Origin of the sequence: Xanthomonas euroxanthea, assembly GCF_900476395.1 — a bacterium.
GTDB classification, from domain to species: Bacteria; Pseudomonadota; Gammaproteobacteria; order Xanthomonadales; family Xanthomonadaceae; genus Xanthomonas; species Xanthomonas euroxanthea.
Map to the genome: position 1 here is coordinate 916615 of NZ_UIHB01000002.1, position 19692 is coordinate 936306.

The 19692-nt window shown below is 58.1% G+C and carries 15 protein-coding genes and 2 pseudogenes; 8 read left to right on the plus strand and 9 right to left on the minus strand.

The annotated features are described in order from the left end of the window. Window positions 1-190: 190 nt before the first annotated feature. From CPBF1521_RS11330 to CPBF1521_RS11340, 3 genes are all read left to right on the plus strand, one after another. Entirely contained in the window at window positions 191-520 is a 330-nt protein-coding gene (locus CPBF1521_RS11330) for a hypothetical protein (RefSeq protein WP_147295444.1), read from the plus strand. Between the two features lie 51 nt (window positions 521-571). Further along, window positions 572-2770, plus strand: a complete 2199-nt coding sequence (gene paoC / locus CPBF1521_RS11335; RefSeq protein WP_115676999.1) for an aldehyde oxidoreductase molybdenum-binding subunit PaoC — start codon at window positions 572-574, stop codon at window positions 2768-2770. A 212-nt stretch (window positions 2771-2982) separates the two neighbouring features. Beyond that, entirely contained in the window at window positions 2983-3984 is a 1002-nt protein-coding gene (locus CPBF1521_RS11340) for an aldo/keto reductase (protein WP_201798632.1), read from the plus strand. A 104-nt stretch (window positions 3985-4088) separates the two neighbouring features. Here the strand turns inward: CPBF1521_RS11340 and CPBF1521_RS11345 are convergent, their stop codons facing one another. The 3 genes and pseudogenes from CPBF1521_RS11345 to CPBF1521_RS21890 form a co-directional block, all read right to left on the minus strand. Beyond that, window positions 4089-5084, minus strand: a complete 996-nt coding sequence (locus CPBF1521_RS11345; protein WP_115677001.1) for an aldo/keto reductase — start codon at window positions 5082-5084, stop codon at window positions 4089-4091. A 349-nt stretch (window positions 5085-5433) separates the two neighbouring features. Then, entirely contained in the window at window positions 5434-6324 is an 891-nt protein-coding gene (locus CPBF1521_RS11350; protein WP_115677002.1) for a LysR family transcriptional regulator, read from the minus strand. Between the two features lie 459 nt (window positions 6325-6783). Continuing rightward, window positions 6784-6902 (minus strand): annotated as a pseudogene (locus CPBF1521_RS21890) (sensor histidine kinase); the annotation flags it as partial. Between the two features lie 274 nt (window positions 6903-7176). Here CPBF1521_RS21890 and CPBF1521_RS11360 point away from each other — a divergent pair. The 3 genes and pseudogenes from CPBF1521_RS11360 (at window position 7177) to CPBF1521_RS11370 (ending at window position 10382) form a co-directional block, all read left to right on the plus strand. Next, entirely contained in the window at window positions 7177-7599 is a 423-nt protein-coding gene (locus tag CPBF1521_RS11360) for a DUF2141 domain-containing protein (RefSeq protein WP_235858437.1), read from the plus strand. A 10-nt stretch (window positions 7600-7609) separates the two neighbouring features. Beyond that, window positions 7610-9139: a carotenoid oxygenase family protein gene (locus tag CPBF1521_RS11365; protein WP_115677003.1), complete on the plus strand. Its 1530-nt coding sequence runs from the start codon at window positions 7610-7612 to the stop codon at window positions 9137-9139. Window positions 9140-9281: 142 nt separating this feature from the next. Beyond that, a pseudogene (locus tag CPBF1521_RS11370) lies at window positions 9282-10382 on the plus strand (IS3 family transposase). Window positions 10383-10563: 181 nt separating this feature from the next. On the opposite strand, the gene CPBF1521_RS21820 reads toward CPBF1521_RS11370, so the two are convergent. Then, the gene (locus tag CPBF1521_RS21820; RefSeq protein WP_115677004.1) at window positions 10564-10848 is read right to left on the minus strand and encodes a helix-turn-helix domain-containing protein; all 285 of its coding nucleotides are present in this window, start codon (window positions 10846-10848) and stop codon (window positions 10564-10566) included. Between the two features lie 523 nt (window positions 10849-11371). On the opposite strand from CPBF1521_RS21820, the gene CPBF1521_RS11380 reads away from it, so the two are divergent. Then, window positions 11372-11677, plus strand: coding sequence for a hypothetical protein (locus tag CPBF1521_RS11380; protein ID WP_147295445.1), 306 nt, complete (start codon window positions 11372-11374; stop codon window positions 11675-11677). A 121-nt stretch (window positions 11678-11798) separates the two neighbouring features. On the opposite strand, the gene CPBF1521_RS11385 is transcribed toward CPBF1521_RS11380, so the two are convergent. The 5 genes from CPBF1521_RS11385 to CPBF1521_RS11410 form a co-directional block, all read right to left on the minus strand. Further along, complete coding sequence (locus CPBF1521_RS11385) at window positions 11799-12488, minus strand: hypothetical protein (RefSeq protein WP_147295446.1); 690 nt, start codon at window positions 12486-12488, stop codon at window positions 11799-11801. A 1222-nt stretch (window positions 12489-13710) separates the two neighbouring features. After that, a complete protein-coding gene (locus CPBF1521_RS11390; protein ID WP_115677006.1) occupies window positions 13711-15144 on the minus strand; it encodes a DUF6035 family protein in 1434 nt (477 codons plus the stop codon). 610 nt (window positions 15145-15754) lie between these two features. Beyond that, a complete protein-coding gene (locus CPBF1521_RS11395; protein ID WP_115677007.1) occupies window positions 15755-16876 on the minus strand; it encodes a PIN domain-containing protein in 1122 nt (373 codons plus the stop codon). Window positions 16877-17144: 268 nt separating this feature from the next. Then, the gene (locus CPBF1521_RS11405; RefSeq protein ID WP_115677009.1) at window positions 17145-17657 is read right to left on the minus strand and encodes a hypothetical protein; all 513 of its coding nucleotides are present in this window, start codon (window positions 17655-17657) and stop codon (window positions 17145-17147) included. A gap of 215 nt (window positions 17658-17872) precedes the next feature. After that, window positions 17873-18616, minus strand: coding sequence for an ADP-ribosyltransferase (locus CPBF1521_RS11410; RefSeq protein WP_115677010.1), 744 nt, complete (start codon window positions 18614-18616; stop codon window positions 17873-17875). Window positions 18617-19164: 548 nt separating this feature from the next. Between CPBF1521_RS11410 and CPBF1521_RS11415 the strand changes: the two genes are divergently transcribed. Further along, window positions 19165-19674, plus strand: a complete 510-nt coding sequence (locus tag CPBF1521_RS11415; RefSeq protein ID WP_115677011.1) for an SMI1/KNR4 family protein — start codon at window positions 19165-19167, stop codon at window positions 19672-19674. The last annotated feature ends 18 nt before the right edge of the window (window positions 19675-19692 follow it).

Genomic DNA, 19692 nt, shown 5'->3' on the forward strand with positions numbered 1-19692 from the left:
AGCGCGCTTCGCATCTTGAGCCGCCTGAAAGTCCTCGGCCCAACGCGAATCTGGCCATGCTCTGCTTGAGTGACAAGAAGCAAGGCGGCATGTGATTGATGAAAATGACTAATAGATCCTAGCGTTCCTTACGGTCTATCTACCTTCGAAAGACCGTAAGGTTTCAATGCTCCATCGAACGGGAGTGAGCGTGCTCATCGAAAATGGTTGGCAACTGATGGAAATAGGCGGTGTCGACGTCTGGTCGAAGCCTGCATCAAGTCAGATCGATAAATCTGCCTGTCCCGTGCTGCTCTTGGTCTGGCAAGAGCCAGCCCAGCTTGATTGGGAATGGGAGGTCATGCGTCCTGCCCCAGATACGCATCTTGCTGGGGGACGCTGCTTGACCCGCGAAGAAGCAATGCACGCCGCTTCCGAGGCGTTGTGTTCCACCCCTCTCGCGCTGACCCATCCCGACCATCTTATGGACAGCAGGGCGTGGCACGCACTGCTGAGCAGCCCAAGCAATGCAGTGCAGTAGCGATGTGTGCTCGAACTGCTCTTCCAATTGCCCATGACGTGAGGCCAACAGATGAAGTTCGAGACTCCAGCGGGCAACAATCCTATCGATCGCATGCGCATCGTGGGGCAGCCGCACGACCGCATTGATGGGCCAGCGAAGACGTGCGGTGCAGCGCCATACGCTGCCGAGCGCCATGATGTGGCACCTCATCAGGCGCATGGTTATGTACTGGGTGCAAAGATCGCCAAAGGCACCATCCGGTCGATCGATGCCAGCCAGGCACGCAAGGCTGCAGGGGTCATCGCCATCGTCACCGCAGAGAGTGCCGGCCCGCTGTCCAAGGGCAACTTCATCGATGCCGCGCCGTTAGGCGGACCCGAGGTCCAGCACTACCATCAGGCGGTTGCCGTTGTCGTTGCCGAGACGTTTGAACAGGCACGTGCTGCGTCTCACCTGATCCGAGTTGACTATGCCCGTATGGCCGGCACCTTTGACCTAGAGCTGGCGGGACACTCAGCGACCAGACCCGAGCAGATGCAGGACGGCGCGGTAGGCGATTTTTACGCAGCGTTTGCTGCTGCGCCTGTCACGGTTGATGGGCGGTATAGCACACCCGACCAAAGCCACATGATGATGGAGCCACACGCGACCATTGCTGACTGGTCCGATGGCAAGCTTTCGATCTGGACATCCGTGCAGACGATCGACTGGGCAAGGCGCGACATTGCAGCCACCCTGGGTATCCCGAAGGCCAGCGTCCATGTGAGCTCGCCCTACATTGGAGGCGGCTTCGGGGGAAAGGCAACATCAATGTCCGATGCGATCTTGGCTGCGCTGGCCTCAAAGGCGGCAGGTCGCCCCGTCAAGGTGGTTCTGACGCGTGAGTTGATGGTCAATAACACGGTGCATCGTCCTGCAACCATTCAACGGTTGCGTATTGGCGCTGATCGCACTGGCCGCATTTTGGCCATCGGCCACGAGACCCTCAACGGCAATCTGCCTGGCGGGTTCGTTGAACCTGCGACCATCCAGACGCCTTCGCTCTATGCAGGGGCAAACAGGATGACGGCGACCCGCTTGGCGCAGCTCGATCTACCTGAAGGCAGTTCCATGAGAGCCCCGGGCGAAGCGCCCGGCATGATGGCGTTGGAAGCCGCGATGGACGAGTTGGCGGTCAAGCTTGGAATGGATCCCGTCGAACTTCGCATTCGTAACGATACGCAGGTCGACCCTAGCAATCCCGATCGCCCGTTCTCGTCGCGCAAGCTGGTGGAATGCTTGAAGAGGGGCGCGGAGCGTTTTGGATGGGCGAAGCGGCAAGCTCAACCCGGACGCATGCGCGATGGTGAGTGGATGGTTGGCATGGGCGTCGCCTCAGCGATACGAGGAGCACGCACGCGCAATTCCGGCGCACGCGCCAGATTGGACGCTTCCGGAACCGTCACCATCGAGACAGACATGACGGATATCGGCACCGGCAGTTACACCATCCTTGCGCAGACTGCTGCCGAAACCATGGGTGTCACCTTAGAAAAGATCGTCGTTCGCCTGGGTGATTCTGACTTTCCTGTGACCGTTGGCTCTGTTGGGCAGCGCGGTGCGGCCAGCACCTCGTCTGCTGTTTTTGCAGCATGTATGAAGCTGCGGGAAGCCGTCACGCAACGCCTTGGATTTCAGGACTCAACGGCTGACTTCTCTGACGGTCATGTCAGCTCGGCAGGACTGCGCGTGCCGCTGCAAAGCGCTGCGCGCGACGGCGAGCTGGTCGTTGAGGACACCATCGAGTTCGGCACAGAGCTCCCAAAGAAGCTGGTGCAGGAAACCTTCGGCGCTCACTTTGTTGAGGTCGGCGTGCATGCGGTCACCGGGGAGATACGGGTCCGTCGGATGCTGGCAGTCTGTGCCGCCGGGCGCATCCTCAATCCGAAAACAGCGCGCAGCCAAGTCATTGGCGCGATGACCATGGGGGTTGGCGCGGCCTTGACCGAAGAACTGGTGGTCGACAAGCGCCTGGGCTTCTTCGTCAACCATGACCTGGCCAGCTACGAGGTCCCGGTCCACGCGGATATTCCGCACCAGGAGGTCATCTTTCTTGACGAAGTTGATGCCACGGTTTCGCCGACCAAGGTGAAGGGTGTGGGCGAGCTCGGCCTGTCGGGTGTGGCAGCAGCGGTGGCCAACGCGGTCTACAACGCGACCGGCATCCGTGTTCGCGACTATCCGATCACGCTTGAGAAAATCTTGCCCGGCTTGCCGGCGATCGCTTAGCGGCCCAACCATTTGTCACGCCATGCCCTTCCCGATCCTTTGACGTTCGCCCTGGACCGTGGATCGACACACTCTAGGAAAATCCAATGCTCGAACAAAACGACACTGATCTGACTCGCACACTGATCAGCCGACGCAGAATCCTGGCTGCAGGAATGGCGGTCGCGGCTTGTGGCCTGGTTCCGTCGGCAATCGCCACCCCACGGAAGCAGATGACGCACGCGCCCACAGGTGGTCTAGGAACAAGACGTTTGGGTGCTCTTGAGGTGTCCGCGCTTGGTTTGGGGGGCATGGTGCTGACGGGCGTCTACGGTCAACCGAAGGACCGCAAATCGATGATCAAGCTGGTTCATGCTGCCTTCGACCAGGGCGTCACCATGTTTGACACCGCCGAGGCATACCCCAACGACAATGAAGCCCTGATCGGAGAAGCAATCGCTCCATTCCGAGGAGACGTCAAGGTCGTCACCAAGTTTGGTTGGAACCTCGGTCGAGAGCCCAATCGCACGGTGAACAGCCGTCCCGAGGTCATCCGAGCCGTCGCCGAAGCGTCCCTCAAAAAGCTCCGCACGGATGTCATCGATCTCTTCTACCAACACCGCGTTGATCCTGCGGTGCCCATCGAAGACGTGGCAGGAACCGTGAAAGACCTGATTGCTGAAGGCAAGGTGTTGCACTTCGGCATGTCGGAGGCGAGCGCTGCCACCATCCGCCGTGCGCATACCGTCCAGCCGGTCAGCGCGGTGCAGAGCGAATACTCTTTGCTCTGGAGAGGCCCAGAAGCGGAAGTGCTGCCCCTGTGCGAGGAGCTTGGCATCGGCTTTGTGCCCTTCACACCTTTGGGAGCCGGATTCTTGGCCGGCGCCATCGACGACTCAACACAATTCGGCGGGGATGATTTGCGTAACCGCATTCCTCGACTGATGGAGCCGGCTCGCCACGCAAACCTGGCTGTCGTCATGCTGGCTCGGGAATGGGCGCAGCGGAAGGGCGCTACCGTCGCGCAGATCTCGCTTGCCTGGTTGATGGCCCAGCGCCCGTGGATCGTGCCCATCCCTGGCACAACCCAACTCGCGCATTTGAAGGAAAACGTGGGCGCCGCAGCGGTTCAGTTCACTCCTCTTGAACTATCAGAGTTCAACACAGCGCTTTCCAAGATACAGGTCCAAGGAGCCCGCCTTTCGCCTGCCTCCTTAGCATTGACAGGACTCTGAGGTTCCACACTCTGCGGCCCGAGATCCAATTGGAAGATAGCCAACAAGAAGGGTCCCCGCCGCATGTCTGCACCAAAATAAGCGTCTTTGGGGCAGAGGCAGGATCAACGATCAATCATTGCCAGTGACGCCTCTGGCAGCCGTGCGCCTTGGAATGTAATCCCTTGCGCCGCCGTATCAATGGATACCAGATCACTGGAATCCAACACCAGGTCTGCTGCAGCCAAGTTCTCTTCCAATCGATGGAGCTTAGTGGTGCCTGGGATGGGCACGATCCACGGCCGTTGGGCGAGCAACCAAGCCAGCGCAACTTGAGCGGGAGTAGCCCCCTTCCCTGCCGCCACATCCTTTAGAAGTTCAACAAGAGCCAAATTGGCCTCCCTCGCAGCAGGAGCGAACCGAGGGACCTGACTACGGTAATCAGTGGAACCGAAGGTGGTCTGTGCATCGATCTTGCCGGTCAAAAATCCAGCGCCCAAGGGACTGAAGGGGACGAAGCCGATTCCAAGTTCTTCGCACGTGGCAAGAAGCGCTGCTTCCGGCTCGCGCCACCACAGCGAATACTCGCTTTGCAACGCCGTCACGGGCTGCACAGCGTGAGCCTTTCGGATGGTTCCGACGCCTGCTTCGGACAGCCCGAAGTGTTTCACTTTCCCTTCGTCGATCAGCTCCTTGACGGTGCCAGCAACATCTTCGATCGGCACTTCGGGATCGACGCGGTGTTGATACAACAGGTCAATTGTCTCGATGCCGAGCCGCTTGAGGGACGCTTCGGTGACGGCACGAATATGGTCCGGTCGGCTGTTGACACCCCCAAGGCGTTTGCCCGTATCGAGGTCAATATTCCAGCCAAACTTGGTTGCGATGACGACATCGTCGCGAATGCCTGAGATGGCTTTGCCAATCAGCACTTCGTTATCGAAGGGACCGTAGGCTTCGGCCGTATCGAGCAGCGTCACTCCACGCTCCACGGCAGCTCGAACCAAGGCAATCATTTCCTGGCGTTCGGGTGCCGGACCATACACGGCAGTCATGCTCATGCAGCCCATGCCAATTGCTGATACTTCAAGGCCACTGCGGCCCAAGACTCGCTTCTTCATTTTTTCTTCCTTTCTTATACGGGGGGTGCGGCTTTTCATCAGTGCGTGACCGTCAGGCATGGCGCATTGACTTGCTGGCTCCAGCCGTGCCCGATGCTTGAGAAGCCAGAACCTCTAACAGTCGATCCCACGCCTCGCTGATGAGCAGAACGGTGCGGCTGCATGCGCCGCATACCCGACAAATGCGCGTGTAGCTAAGAGCCGGCCTTTCCAGCTCAATGGACGCACTTCTCGGGCACACCTTAGCGCTAGCAAGCCAGGACTAGAACACGCTCAACTGCTATCACTTATTAGACCCGTGCATGAGTTACACAGAACGCAACAACTGTGCGCGCAGGCAGCTATTCAGTCAGTCGTGACGAAGTGCATCAATGAGCAACTTCATTCCTGGGGACAGCTGCCGTTGGCTCGAGTAGTAAAGGTGATGCCCCGGAAATGGCGGACACCAATCCTTGAGAAGTCGCACCAAGGTCCCGTCTTCCAACTGGGGCCTCACCTGATCATCAAGCAGATACGCGATGCCGAGCCCGGAAACCGCCGCATCCACGATGAAGTCACGATTGTTGAGCACGAGTTGTCCGTCCACTCTAAGACTCAACTCCTTGCCGTCTTTTTCCAAGTCCCACGCAAACAGGTTTCCCATCGTCGGGAATCGGATGTTGATGCAGTTGTGCGCGGCGAGATCTTTCGGGACACGCGGGGTTCCATGCCGACGGAGATAGGCACGAGACGCGACAACTGCCATGGTGTAAGGAGGGCCGATCTTGATCGATACCATGCCAGGAGCGACGCTTTCTCCAAGCCTTACGCCAGCATCGAAGCGCTCCGCAACGATATCCCTCAGCGCGCCGTCCACGCTTAGTTCGACCTTCAGCTGCGGATGCTCTCGGCTGAGCACCTTCAGCTTTGGCCAAATGATGGTCTTGGCCGCATGCTCGGAACTCGTGATCCGGATTGCTCCGCCAGGCGTTAGGCGCAAATCCTCAAGTGACTCAAGCGTTGAGTCGATGCTGCTCATCAGCGGGCGGACCTTCTCCATCAACCGCTCACAGGCTTCTGTTGGCGTGACCGCGCGCGTCGTTCGGTTGAGAAGGCGAATGCCGAGCCTTGCCTCCAGACGACGCACGGTATGGCTGAGGGCAGACTGCGAGATGCCTATCTTTGCGGAAGCCTTCGTGAAGCTGCCCTCGTCCGCAATGACCAGCAGAGCGGATAGATCACTGATGTCTTCGCGACGCATGCCCAGTTCCAGATTTGGAGAATAGATGGTTGCCGCTCATGTTCCCGGCACACACGAGTGCTGCCGAAAATATCGATCAATAATTATAGGTTTTTTGGCTGGGAGCTACGAAGTCGTTCAAAGACAGGGAACTCCAACGCCGCGTCCAGACTCATATGACTACGCCCAGCAGTGGCTGGCCACGTGTCATGTGTGGAGCACAGGATCGGCCAGCGCAGCATAGCGACTTGCGACTTGATGGACACCTGGACCACGGCAGATGGACAAGAACAAGCAGATCGCTTTGGCCTGATGGTGGGACTTCCATATGCATGCCGGACCTCGCCCCTAAGAGATGCAAAGCTGACTGCTATGCCGCAACGCGTGTGGCAGATGTGCATTGCATCTTGACTCTAGTGGGCTCCAAGTCCTTCCAGTGCCCGCTATTTCAGTCGCAGGGCATGATGCTGCGCGATGCTTATGCATGCCGCCAGTGGGGTAAGGCCAAGGCCGAGCTGGCCGTGCACGGTCGCCAGGCGTTCGCGCATGCCGGTGATGTCGTTGCCTTCGCGGATGCGCTCGGCGCGGCGGCCGTCGTCTTGAGTTCCGCGGCTGCGCGTTCTCGCATTTCAGCTACACGGCGACTTCATCGGCATCGGTGCTAAGCAAGTCCGGGTCGAGGCGTAGGCGCAGAGCTTCGCACGCTCGCACACAGGTTCTGCCTGCACCGCAAGCATGCGGGAGGAGTACCGCACTATCTAGTGTCGCTGCGCATCGATTGATCTGCGACGGCCGCCACCACTGCCCGGTTGGCGCGTTGCATACCATCGGGCTCCGCGCGTCGCGCCCCCCCATCGTTGCCAGGAGAATTGCATGCTTGCCCGCATTTACGCCGCTGTCGCTCTGGCCGGGCTGCTTGGGAGCACTGCCGTCAACGCCGCCGATCTGGATGTGGTCATCAGCGGCCTGCGCTCGCAGCAGGGCCAGTTGCGCATTGCAGTGATCGCCACAGCCACGCAACTGGATGGCGCACAGCCACCAGTGCAGGCGCAGACGGTGCCAATCAAAGGCAGCGCCCCGCATGTCCAGTTCAAGAATCTCGCCCCCGGACGCTACGCAGTGATGGTCAATCACGACGAAAACGCCAATGGCAAGCTGGACACCAACCTGATCGGCATGCCGCTGGAGGGCTACGGCTTCAGCAACAACCCCACCGGCATGCGTAAACCGAGCTTCGACGAAATCGTCTTTGACCTGCCGGCCAGCGGCAAACGCCTCAGCGTGCAGATGCGCTAAGGCGCTACGCATGCACCGCCGCCGCTTCCTGCAATCGTTACTGGCCGCCACCGGCAGCGCTGCGCTGGGCGGCTTTGCCTTGCACAGCCTGCCTGCACACGCCGCAGAAGCGGCCGAATTCCAGAGGCGGTTGCAGCGCACGCCGTGGCTGCTGGGCTGGCGTAGCGTCGTCAGCCCCACCCAGGGACCAGCCACCGCCACGCTGCACGGCGCATTGCCCGAAGGCTTGGCAGGCAGCCTGTATCGCAATGGCCCGGCCTGGACCGAGCGCGCCGGGTTCCGCTACGAACACTGGTTCGATGGCGACGGCATGGTGCACCGCTGGCGGCTGGGCGGCGGCCAGGTGCGACACCTTGGGCGCATGGTGGCCACCCACAAGTTCACCCAGGAACAGCAGGCCGGGCGCTTTCTCTATCACGCTGCCGGCACCTGCGTGCCGGAAATGGAGCCCGCCCGCAACAACGACGATACCAACACCGCCAACACCTCGGTGACGATGCTCAATGGCCGCCTGTTCGCGCTGTGGGAAGCCGGTTCTGCGATCGAACTGGACCCCGATGCGCTGGACACCCTCGGCCCGGTCACCTGGCGCGAGGATCTGGCCGCGATGCCGTTTTCCGCGCACCCATTGACCGACCACGACGGCAGCATGTGGAACGTCGGCTCGATCAGCGTGGTGGGCTCCACCGGCGTGGTGCTCTGGCATCTGGGCGCCGATGCCACGTTGCGCAACGTGCAGATGCTGCACACCGACGCGCCTGCCTACATGCACAGCTTTGCGATGACCGATCGCCATCTGATCCTGGTCATGGCGCCGTATCGGCGGCTGGACGGCGACGGCGCATTCTTCGAGCAGATGCGCTTCACCCCGGATGCCCCATGCCGGATTGCGGTGGTGCCCAAGGATGCGCTGGACCAACCGCGCTGGTTCGAGGCCGACTTTGCGGTCGCCTATCACTTTGCCGATGCCTATGCGCAGCAGGACCGCATCGTGGTGCGCGCCATCGTGCACACTGATCCGGAAGAAGCCCGTTCGCCGATGCGCGCGGCCATGCACGGCGACCCGCAGGCCGCGCCGGCGCCGGTGCAATTACGCAGCCTGCATCTGGACCTGGCCAGTGGCCGTGCGCACTGGCAGGTGCATCCGGTGGACAACCTGGAACTCCCGCTGTTCGACCACCGCACTCCAGGCACGCAGGGCGCACGCCTGTACGCGCCCTGCATCGATGGCCCGAATCAGTCGCCATTTCTCAACGCTGTAGCCGGCTACGACCTGGAACGCGACTGCCGCCAGGTGCACCGCTACGGCCCGCACGTACTGGCCGAAGAACATGTGTTCGTTGCGAAGCCCGGCAGCACGCGCCCGGACCAGGGCTGGCTGGTAGGAACGGTGCTCGACACCCAGCGCGCACGCACCGGACTGATGGTGCTGGACGCACAACACATCGATGCCGGACCGATTGCACAGGCATGGCTGCCTTACGCGATTCCGCTTGGATTCCATGGGCACTTTGTGGCGGCTGCGCCACGCGGCCGGTGACGTGGCCGAGCTTGCATTGAGTGACAGCTGGCACGGAGCAATGAGTAGCGCGTTGAGAACGACAAGGCAACCGCTCGACGTCCCCCAATTTTGAGTAGCGCCAAGGTTTGGAGTCCAATCCCCAATGATCAGGAGATTGGACATGAAGAAGCGTTTCAGCGAAGAACAGATCATCGGCCTCCTGCGTGAGACTGAGGCCGGCGTGGCGGTCAAGGACTTGTGCCGGCGGCACGGTTTCAGCGACGCCTCCTATTACCTGTAGCGCAGCAAGTTCGGCGGAATGAGTGTGCCCGATGCCAAGGGGCTGAAGGATCTTGAGGCCGAGAACACGCGCTTGAAGAAGCTGCTGGCTGAGCAGGTTTGAGAACGACCTGATCAAGGATGCCTTGCGAAAAAAGTGGTGAGCGCACCGGCGCGGCGTGCGCTGGTGCGTGATTGGCATGTCAGGGCTTTGAGCGAACGACGTGAGCTTGCAGTGTTGTGCATGAGCGCCAGCGCGCTGCGTTATACGCCTGCCCAAGACCGCAATGTGGAGCTGCGCAAGCGGAGCGTGGAGCTGGCACATCGGCACAAGCGCTATGGCGTGGAGATGATCTATCTCAAGCTTCGGCAGGAGGGTTGGCTGGTGAACTACAAGCGCGTGGAGCAGCTGTATCAGCAAGCGCAGTTGCAGGTGCGGCGGCGTAAGCGCAAGAAAGTGCCATTGGGCGAGCGCCAACCGGTGCTCAGGCCCGAGGCCGCCAACCATGTGTGGTCAATGGACTTCGTATTCGACCGCACAGGCGAAGGCCGAATGCTCAAGTGTCTGACCATTGCCGATGATGCGCCCCATGAGGCCGTCGCCATCGAGGTCGAGCGAGCCATCTCTGGGCACGGCGTGAGCCGTGTCCTTGACCGGCTTGCGCTCAGCCGCGGCTTGCCTGCTGTGATCAGGACCGACAACGGCAAGGAGTTCTGCGGCAAGGCGATGGTCACCTGGGCGCACGAACGCGGCGTGCAGCTTCGTCTGATCCAGCGAGGCAAGTTCAACCAGAACGCTTACATCGAGTCGTTTAACGGCCGCCTGCGCGACGAATGCCTGAACGAACACTGGTTCCCGAGCCTGCTGCACGCACGGACGATCATCGAAACCTGGCGCAGGGAATACAACGAGGAGCGGCCCAAGAAAGTGCTGGGCGGGCTGGCGCCCGCCGCCTACGCCAAACAGTTGGCCAACACCGATATCATCAACCCAGGACTCTAAAGCAGACCGATACTCAAGGCGGGGGGACGTCGGAGGCCGCATACTGCTGCTCGGGCGCAGCCGCCAACGCCTACAGCGTCGGCATACGCGCCAGTTGGCCGCGCGATCCCCGGGCACACCTGGCCCGCAATGCACTACGAAGGCCTGTCTACTCTTCCAGTGCGCGTGGGCCACTTTCTTTCTAGTCGCTACGGAACTCACGCTGCCATGCATCGGGCGGTAGGCTATCGAAATCTGAAAGTAAGGAGCGCAGCTGCTCCTCGGGAGACAGCCTCATTGCCTTACATAGTGAAACGAACTCAACCAAGTCAAGCCGTCTTTCACCTCTTTCGATCTTGGATATGACGCCCTGGGAAGTCCCCCAAGCTTTAGCAAGCTCGACCTGCGTCAATCCAGCATGGCGACGCATACGACGCAAGTGGGTAAGCAGGACACCGTAGGGGTGAAGTTTGCTGAAGCCTGACATGGAGCTAGCCGGTGGGTTGCCGGCAAGCTAGAGTCAGTTGCAAAATAGTCCAAAATCGAATATTGGATGAAGGCTAACTCGCTTGGACGTGCCCGCATGAGCAATTTAGAAATAGGACCGCTGTTGCTGTCTGATAAGGCATATGAACACCTCATGTTGCATACATCGGAGCCTAGTCCTCAGAGCACTGAAGCACACCGCCAAGCACTTCGGGATATCTTAGATGCTTTCTTGCAAGACTTATTTACAGAGAAAGCACCTCGGAATCTGCCGGTCGGGGATCTACGAAGAGCATTGAAAATTGTCTTGGGCGAACACGTATCTCTTCCGAAAGCTGCGCTCACAAACTCTTGCGCTCTGACATTCTTTATTACTCGCTTTGAGAGTAATGAGTCATAGCTGGTTCCGCATTGGCTTTCATTTGGTGCGAAAAAGTTAACCGGCTAAATTATTGAGAATTTAATGAACTACATAGCATAAATAAAAATTTACTAAGGGGGAGGTTATGGCGTCTCAGCTAACTATGAATAAAATTTATGAGGCCTTGCTTGGATATTTGCGAGGAGAGGTTCACTTGCCTATCGAATTGTCTGAAGAAATTATAGGCCTATTGAAATTGATTAATAGCCAAGGAAATGTCGCTCTGGCAGACATTCCTCCAAAACATGCTGATGATTTCTATCAATTCGCAGGAGTGATTACATGCTTTTCGGACAATGGAAGAAATTCAATGGGCTGCGACAGTTGGCTGGACTATCTGTCGTGGCTTATCAAATGTTCTACGTCAGAGCTTGACCCGTCTGGCCCTTGTTTGGATCAATTCAGCTGAAAAAAATAATAATTTACTGAATTCGCCGCAATTTTCAAACACCTACTCACGCCTGTTTGCACCGATCACTTTTTCTGAAATATTTACCATTCTGTAAGCTCTGCGTCGAACTCGCTTCGTTTTAATCAGTACCCAAAACTTGCTCAGGTCCCTGCTTTCTCCTCAAGGGGGTGCTGCTCCAGGCCGCCGCCTTGCGTTTGAGTGTATGCCAGAAACCCAAGCGGCAAACTCCATTTACCAATGCCAATGTTGAGCGAGCCTCCAGAAGAGAGATAAAGTGCCAAAACGTTTTGAACGCTGCAGCGCAGAAAACTACTCCGCCAATGACAAAAATGAATCCCTCAGATAGATCCTGTCGAGTGCCAATAAGGATTAGACCAGATCCGGACGTAGCAAGCACAATATAGCTAATCAAGCAACTAATCATCTCAAGTTCAATGCGGTGGTCTCTGCCGCGCCAGCTAACCGCCCAGGCCATTTTCTCCTGGGTGTCGTCGAAGTCAAAGAAATCGGGGGTCATGGCGACCTTGCGTAGTTTGCGCGAAGGACACTTCAAACGCGCGATATGCCGGATTAGCTGCGCAGGTATCGTAGCTCCATACCGGTGCTGGATGACTTCTTCTAGCCAAAGATCGTCATTTCGAAGTGCGTCCGTCTTCCATACATCTAAGAACTCCTTTCGCCGTTGATGCTTTCGGGTAACCAGCGCAAACAGGCCTTTCACCAATGGAACCGCACCGATGGTTATTAACACCGCTATCGGGATGATATCTCCACCCTGTACTATCTTTGCGATCGTAATCGCGTCCATTCCTACACTCCTCCACCCTAAGCGGGTACTTATAGCAGCCCTCAGCTTCGCTGTGAGTTGTCTCATATTGCGAGACCACCATTCACAAATGTGTGGAATCCATCCCGTTGCGAAAACGATACTGCTGGCCAGATGGGCGTGCAAGCAACAGCCGCAGTGCTGCTCACGTCTATGAGAATAGGCGGATGCCATCAGCTGGCGAGGCTCCTACTCCCAATCTCGCTTGGTGAGGTAGCGATGTAGCGATATGCGCAAAAGGCAAAGGTCTCGCATGTGAGCCCCTGGTCGTCGGCCGTGAGTGCAGGTTCTTGCCATCGTCTCCCAGCTAGAGTGGGCGAAGCGGCTTGGACGACGCGGACAAAATGCAATTTTTAGCTCAGCGATGCTATCAGGCAAATACCCATGACGGCATAGAAAATCGCGCCTGACGGATTGAGTGTATTACTGGTGGAAAAAATAGTCCGAGTCACTACTTTAGAATCGCACAACTATCGTTGTACTAACGCACATCACAACGTTGCTTATAAATTATCTGAGACTGTAAACCCGGGCACCAACTTTTGTTGTGATATACGCAACCTAACTTACTGAATTAACGCGGGTATTGCTTGAGAGCCGCCTGCCTGCTAGCGTCGGCAAGTAATGCAGTTGCGCTCATGTTGAGTGAGGCTTATCGCCAAAGAGCGTTGATTCGCGCAACGGCGATTCTGCAATGTAGCCCTGGTCAGCTCGGAACCGGGTCGCCACCTTTTTGACTGCGAATGAAGGCCATCCGCTCGACCAGCGGCGCACTAACAGTTTGCGGACGAATAACCCCTCGATCACTTTAAAAGGAAGACGCCTCAGACCAGTAATCGCCGCCACCGTTGAACCACCGCATCGCCGGGAAAACGCGACGGGGCCCTGCAAGGCCCCGCCCACTTCGCCTTCACAATCGAAGGATTGCGCTTTCTAGGCTGAGGGTCAAGTGTTGCCCAAAAAAGATCAGCTGATAGGGAGTGATAGGAAGCAACAGCGCAAAACGCCTCTTGTATGTAGTCGCGTCGCGGGCAAGGAAGAACCTGCACCTGATCGCGGAACGTGGCCGCGTGAACGGACTGGGGGCCGAATACGTTCCAACGGAAGTGCTTCGCAGGTGCCGGTTCGACTACGACACTTTCGCTTAGGCGCTACGCCGGCCAGCTGATACACGAGAATGATCTGCACCAGCGGATTTGCCCAGCTAACGCCGGCGCTTCGAGATCAGCTCACAAGGCTGCATCCGTAGCTTGTCCGCAGCCTCGGGAAACAGGAAGGCCAACAGATCGTCATAGCGACGATCGGGCGCGAACTGTGGATCGCCATCGAGCCAACCGGCGTGGTACTTCCCCACCTTCTTAAGCCATTCTTCCTTATTGCCCCGCGATAACAGCAGCTCGGCACGATCGTAGTGCCGCATCATCGCGGAGAAGACCAGCAGTGACCGCTTGTACGAGTTGAACAGCGTATTGGCAAGTTGGATCAAATGCGCCTGGCGGCATGCGACCGGTCGCCCCTCTTTGGCCGAGTAAGCGGCCTGCAGGATTGGGAAGAGCCCGTCGTTGTAGAAGAAGTGATCCGGCAAATCGAAGCCCCGCCGGCCGAATCGGTCACGGACGTTGTCCCACGACGCGGCGCTGTTGAGACCGTCCGCGTATCCAAGCACCATCGACTCCATCAGTTGACGCAGCGGTGCATCCACGGCCTCCCGTGCTTTGTACTGATCATATTCCGCCTGGCGACGCAATTGGTCATCCAGCGCAGCGCGAGCGCGGTCATAATCGAAGTAGTAAGTTCGCGGGGCGCCGACGGCGCTGACATCGAACTGCAACTGGTCGAAATAGACGGTGTCCTGCATGCGGACATCGACGATTGCCCCATCGACCAAGCGGGGCTCGTGCCACGCGCATTCCATCGTGAAGCGACCCTCACGCTGCGAGCGTTCAAGTGTCACCTGGCTGACGTGGAACGCATTGCGGTTGTTAGAGTAGAAGATGTCGTCTTCGGCCTGCCGGAACTTGGCGATGTCCAGGTCGCGAAAGAACCAGATCAGCCTGCCCAGGTTGCGGCGGTAGAAGGATTGCCGCTGCGCGATCACGTGCAGGAAGGTCGTGGAAAGCTGAACTTCCAGCGCCACACGCACGCCATTGCATTCGGTCTGCACATCGGGCTGGCGCCAGCGAATGCCATCCGAATCGACCCAGTGGCTTTCCACTTCCGGGTTCGTGAAGGCGGGATCGGTGGCGATGCTACGGGCAATAATGGATTTGTAGAGCTTGTGGGCAGCACCCTCCTTGGTGTTGCCATACCTCATCGCGCAGATCGCGTCGTGGGACACCCCTCTCGTTCCACCGCAGTCCTCGTTTTTGAAGCGATGCTTGAGGTAGAACCTGTTTTCCGTTTTTTTGTTCGCGGGAATGGAGCGCAACACCATGGCATTGCCGCACTTCTCGCAGACATAGCGAACCTTGCCGTCCAATAGTTCATGTTCCAGGGCGACACGTCTTCTTTCCACCAGTTCGGCGTAGTCGCCTTCACCTACGAACTCGTAGAGGTCGAGGCAGCGCCCTTCGGCCAGGTCCAGGACCCCATAGTGCGGCTCGTGGGCCAGTGCAACTTTCCTTGGCCCGCTATCCATTCCGGCAGAGACCTTCCATCCACGTCATCGATGAACTCTGGCTGCTGGATCCGGCAGCCCGCAACGGCCTGGCCCCCGGCACGAACTTCAGCCGGGCCAACACTTCGTCGTCCTGTGTCCAATAAGGCCCATCGACACCACCGACATAGTGATCGCCATGCGCCGCTCCGCAAACCTGGCCATCGTTGGCCCAGTAGATGATCCCAGACGTCTTGGTTGAAACCAGGTGCATGCAAGGGACATGTGTTCGGATCAAGAGGGTCGCCCCTTCGTCCAGTCGCTCAGGATAGGCAAGAAGTGCGGCCTCCCCGTGTCGAGGACTTCCCGTCCTCGGGATCCTCGAAATCAGCCACCCGAATCGCGGCGACCGAAGTGAGCGCTTGGCAGTGATAGCAACGGATATCCACCAGCAATAGGCCGTGGCGTGCGACAGTCAGGGTCGGGCTGCAGGTGGTCATGTCGATAGCTTGCCCAGCTGGCGTATCAATAGATGAGACGCCACTACGCGTCGGCGGATGGTGCGTGATCCGGATGCCAAAATGGCCCAGTAGGATAGTGGCAAGCCAGCCAGTTAACCGACCTCTTCGGTCGCCCCTGACGCAGGAGATCGCTAGTCCCGGTCCTCAATAAGACGTGGCGCGTCCACCGAGTCGATACTCATCTCTTCGATGGCATCCGCCAGATCGTCCTCCGGCGTGTACTCGTCTGAAACCTGGATACGCAGCATGCCGGTCACCCACAGCTCGGCCTCTTCGTCAGCTTCCACAACATAGTCGTTGTGATAGCGGTAACTAGCTCCCCGGCTCTCGATCTCGTGCGCGTCCCATTTGGATACGAAGTAGTTGATGTTGAATATCCCTGCTCCGGCGAATGGTACGACGTAAACCAGGTCGCCGTGATAAGCAGCGCTATCCCAATCAAACTCGATGTCGTACAAGTTGCCGAACTGGTAGACGTAAGCTTCGCGATCATCACCGGGAACGCCGGGTGAACTAAAGCGCATTCCCGGTATCTGCTCTCCGCCGTGGTCGGACACGTACTCCGTGAGCAAGTTCGGGAGAGTGTCGGTCAAGGCTTTCAGACGCAGCAATAGATTGGCTACGTCGTTGGCCGTATCATGCTGGGCGATGATGGCCTGGACCTCGGTCGATGCCAAGAACTCGTTGAGGTCGCCGTAATGCGTGATGCTTCCGATATCGGCAACCGAGATGGCCAGCTTCCGATCATTGCACACGAAGATCACAGATCCTGCGTTTGCTAGGTCGATCACCGCTTGGTACAGCATCGCGTCGGGAATGTCATCTCGCGTCTTCGCGGATTTGAACGGTGCCCCGGCGGCAAAATAGTTCTTCATGGCGGCAACGGCATGGTCACCACTGAGTGCCATCTCACTGACCGCATGCTCCTGCCGCCACACGGCAAAATCGGCACTGTGGGAACCGATTACCTCCTGCTTGCGTGTCTTGAACTTCCTCCTCAATTCATCAAGCTCGGCACGTAGATCGCCGGGAATGGGGCCAGCCGCCAGCCGCGTGCTGGCCTTTTCGAAGGCCGCCAGGATCTCTGCGGCATTGGTATCCAGCTGCGTCTCGAACTCGCGCCTGACAATGTATGGCAGCATAACCTCAACATGACCGTTCTGACACAAGCTGCCCAGTGTCTTGAAGGCCTGCCCTAGCCGGAACTTGTCGCCGCTGTAGACGTTTGTGTCGAGTACCACTTTGAGCGGCATCGGATGACTTCCTAGTGTCTGATGGATGGGATCATATTTAATCTGCTCCCGCTACCGTTTTGGCTTCTGCGTGAGCGCCGAACCCGCTGCTGTTCGTGCGGCCTTGCTTGAGCCGGCGCTATTAAGAGCTTTGGATGCCGCAGTAGCTGCACGATTGGAAGTAGTGTTTGTAGTGGAGCGCTGTGATAGTGCAGAACCAGCAGCCGATTTGGCGGACTTGCTCGACCCACTGTCGCGCAGCACCTTCGATGCAGCTGATGCTGCACGCTTACTTGTTACTTCGGATTTGGCCATCTTTGTTCTCCACTTGCTGTCTAAGTTTGTGGGCTATGTCATTCGTCGATGGTTCGTGCAATACGAAAACGGCAATGATGATCAGCAGAGCGGTAAAGACGATAGAGCCGATAACACCGCCAAGAACGTTCATTCCCAACTGAGGAACCCACCGCCCTAACTTCTGTATCTCAGCAACAACGATCCCTTGGGCAATTTCCTGGCGGTAAGTGTCATCGAATTCTTCGACGGCTTGTGCTCCGTAGGTACGCAACGCCGCCTCCGCTTCGGCCTTTGCCTTAACGATAGTGCTCTGCGGCTGCGACTCGTACCATGCTTGAACGTCCGCGGTTGTCGGCGAGTTTCCCGACGTTTCAAATCGGTGCTTTGCCCACTCGATCCGCTGCTCTTCGATGACTGCGAAGGCCAGGAGGCCTAGCAACCAATTTTCATCCGATTCGTCTACCAGTTCCCTGTAGATATCGTCAGGTCCAGAGTACTTCGGCATCTTGCCCCCCGGTCATGTTTGCGGAAAATTCTGCCACACCCAACGAGAGCGCGTGAGCCAGATAGAATCAACAGGTGGGCTAATGCTTCCGAGCAGAAAGGCCCCGTAGCGACTGCCACAAGTCAGATCACGTTGTTGCTGTGGACTCAATGTCCGGTTCTGTTCGGAAGCGGACAGGCTCCCGAATGCTAGCCTCGCACAAGACCGCGGCCGATTCAAAGTCGCCGGTTGTCATCGGAGGTAGAACCGCTGCTTATTGAGTTGCCTCTAAACTTATCTCCCGGAACCCCCCCCTCCCTACCAGAGAGATTTTTGACGCCCCGAACGGTTAATCGTTGCTGGCGATCCAATAAGATCTCTTGCTCTGGAGCTTCCCCATTAAGTCCATTGAGCACCGCCTCATTGGGAGGTACCAGAGCTCGAATGCGATCTATGTTCGAAAGCACCAACAACACGTTAGATGTTGCAAATCGCTCCGCACTGCTACGGCAAACTGACGTGCTCAGAAATCCATGGAACTGGATAACGTCGCCTTGGACAGCCTCAGAGAGGTTCAGATACTCATAGAACTCGTCATGGCCAACGCCTTTGTATACCACGCTTGCCGCATCAAAGCGGACTCCATGTGTTTCAAAAAGCAGATCGAGTTCCGTCTTGCTGTATTCGTAATCCTGGCCATTGGGATCTGTGAAGACCTCTAGAGACCCTAAGCGTTCCTCTGCCGAGTCCCCACCAGTCGCGTAGTAGGCGTACCTAATACCAGCCCCCACCAACGTCAAGCAATGGTTGAGCTCGTGCGCACTGAGAAAGCGCCCTTCTGCAGAGTGCTGATAGGACCTCAATACGGGATGCTGGACGGGACTGATTCCGTTGCGGGCCAAGTATTGATCGAAAAGCTTCCACTGAGGATCTTCCGCCAATGTGGGATTTGGGAGCTTAGGAAAAATAGTGGTACTCACTTGCCTACTCTGTCGACGTCTCTATGACTATCCTTTGGGCAGGCATATCTCCAGCCCAAGGACTAAGCGCTACAAGTTAACCACGTTAGAACGCAAGGGCCAACCATCTTTGGTTGCTAATCGTACGTTTGGCTACCGAGTCCGGCTAGCGCGTTAATTCCTCGGCTCTATAGACAGTCTCGCCCGTACAACCCCTTCGGGGCAGAAGCAGACATCAGCCCTACCCGCGATAAACATCCCTGATCCCCTGCTCGCTCTACATCCCCTCCCAGCCAGGAGTAGACGAGGGCACAAGGTCCTCCAGTGGCACCGCCAATCGCCCCGCCGCTTCCAACGGCACCCCAGGGCGCCCCAACCAAGAACACTTTCTGCACGCCTAAAGATGCGCGCCAGGCCGCCGATAACAGCGTGCACGAAAAGCGGCGGCAGCAGCATCGAGGCACCGCCCGCCTAGCGCGTCGCGTCTCTTCCATTGCGACGGTGCATGACTATGATGGCGCCACGTTGCCCTGGCCGATGTCAGGGTGCTACCACCACGGAACACACCAATGCAGAAGACATGGAATCGTCTTGAGCAGTGGCTGCTAGCGCATGACCCGACGCGTCTGGCCGATCTGCGCCCCCCGGCTCAAGCCGGCCAGCTTGCCGACCTGGAAGTCACCCTCTCCCTTGCCCTGCCCTACGAACTGGCCGAAAGCCTGCGCCGGCATGACGGCCAGGCGCGCAAGGGTCCAGGCCTGTTTGGTGAGATGGCCTATTCCGGCTGCGCGGCCATTGCCACCGATTGGGCCACCCTGACCCGGCTGGCAAGCGATGGCGATTTCGATGACCTGCCCAATGCGCCAGACAACGGCATTGCATCGGCGTGGTGGCATGCGAGCTGGATCCCATTCGCCGCCAACGGAGCCGGCGACCATCTCTGCATTGATACCGCCCCGTCCCGTGGTGGCCAGGTGGGGCAGATCATCACATTCCAGCACGACCACCCGCGCCGCCGCCTGGTTGCCCCCTCCCTTGGCACATGGCTGGAAGCTACCGTGCAGAAGGCCGCGCGATGACCCTCCCTTCCCCAGGAT